2 protein-coding genes are annotated in these 1677 nt (G+C 45.7%); one reads left to right on the top strand and one right to left on the bottom strand.

Annotation, left to right across the window (positions count from 1 at the left end; genetic code table 11):
- Positions 1–232: hypothetical protein (locus OSCI_RS31390; protein WP_148288850.1), on the bottom strand; the 232-nt coding region annotated here is incomplete at its 3' end.
- Positions 233–328: 96 nt separating this feature from the next.
- Between OSCI_RS31390 and OSCI_RS09035 the strand changes: the two genes are divergently transcribed.
- Positions 329–1660, top strand: coding sequence for an IS110 family transposase (locus OSCI_RS09035; RefSeq protein WP_173401184.1), 1332 nt, complete (start codon positions 329–331; stop codon positions 1658–1660).
- The last annotated feature ends 17 nt before the right edge of the window (positions 1661–1677 follow it).

Raw genomic sequence — 1677 nt, forward strand, 5'->3', positions numbered from 1 at the left:
AGTCCTCTTCAGAGCGTTCCACGGGCCCGGCGTGCCCGTTATGAATCACAGAAACAGTAAAGCTAGCCCAAAAGTTGCCAGTCGGATATATTATCCCTGTGTCCTGAGAGTCAAAGACCGACAAATCAATAGTGCGATTTTGAGCCTGATTCAGAGCGTGGTCGTGGGCATGATGATTATGACATTGGTGAAGGGCTATTACCCTATCCCGTTGAGGAGAATCTAAGATCACATCCGCCCACCAATCGGGACACTTCCTTTCGTTCGAGCGCCAAGAGGAGTCATCTAAATGATCCGATGCAAGATAAGCAAACCTGTTGCGGGTGAAATGTCTAATTTCACCCAGATTAACCCAAATGCCGCAGGTATAGATATTGGCTCACAAGAACACTGGGTTTGCGTTCCACCTGATCGAACGTCACAGAATGTACGTAAATTTGGCTGTTTTACCCCTGACTTAATCGAGATGGCCTCATGGTTAGTGGAATGTGGGATAGACACCATCGCGATGGAATCGACAGGAGTCTATTGGATACCAGCCTTTCAAATTTTTGAAGCCAGGGGTATCGAAGTCAAACTGGTGAATGCCCATCACGTCAAAACCGTACCGGGCAGAAAAAGTGATGTGTTGGATTGTCAATGGTTGCAACAGCTACATACTTATGGTTTATTGTCCGGTTCCTTTCGTCCTGATGACCAAAGTTGTGTTCTACGTAGTTACATTCGCCACCGCGATAACTTAATCAAAAGCAGTAGCAGCCACGTACTGCGGATGCAGAAAGCATTAATTCAAATGAATCTGCAACTACATAAAGTCATCAGTGACATCACAGGAGTCACTGGGATGGCAATTATCCGCGCCATTGTAGCTGGAGAAAGGAATCCTCAAGTCTTAGCTAATTTGAAAAATTCTCGGATTAAAAGTAGTACCGCAGATATTGCTAAAGCCTTGAGTGGAGACTATCGAGTTGAGCATATATTTGTGTTAAAACAAGAGTTACAACTCTACGACATCTATCAAGAGCAAATTGCTAGCTGCGATGTGGAGATTGAGCGATATTTAGCTAGCTTTGCTAGCGAAGAAAACCATCCTCCACCAGACCCTCCCAAACGGGGTAACAGAAAGCCCAGAGGTCACGAACCCAATTTTGACTTGCGCCATCAGTTGTATCGGATTAGTGGAGTAGATTTTACTCAAATCCCTGGTTTTGATGTCCTCACAGTACAAGCTCTGCTCTCGGAAGTCGGATTGGATGCTACTCGTTTTCCCACTGTTAAGCATTTTTGTTCTTGGTTAGGGTTGTGTCCGTCTGCGAGGATTACAGGCGGTAAAGTCAAAAGTTCTCATACCCGTTGTGTAGTTAATCGGGCTGCTAATGCCTTCCGTTTAGCTGCTCAATCTTTATCTCGCTCTCAATCAGCTTTGGGGGCTTTTTATCGTCGGTTACGAGCCAGATTGGGCGCTCCAGAGGCTAATACCGCTACTGCCCACAAGCTAGCCCGCATCTTCTATCACCTCTGGAGTACAAAAACCGCTTATGCCGATTCAGGTGCTGACTATTACGAACAGAAATATCGACAACGTATTGTCTCTAAGCTGGAGAAAACAGCTCAATCTCTTGGGTTTGAGCTGGTTGCTTGCGCCTCAAAACTAGATTGAGTTTCTGAGGAGGACTT

The sequence above is a fragment of the Kamptonema sp. PCC 6506 genome, assembly GCF_000180455.1.
In the GTDB taxonomy this organism is placed as follows: Bacteria; Cyanobacteriota; Cyanobacteriia; order Cyanobacteriales; family Microcoleaceae; genus Kamptonema; species Kamptonema formosum.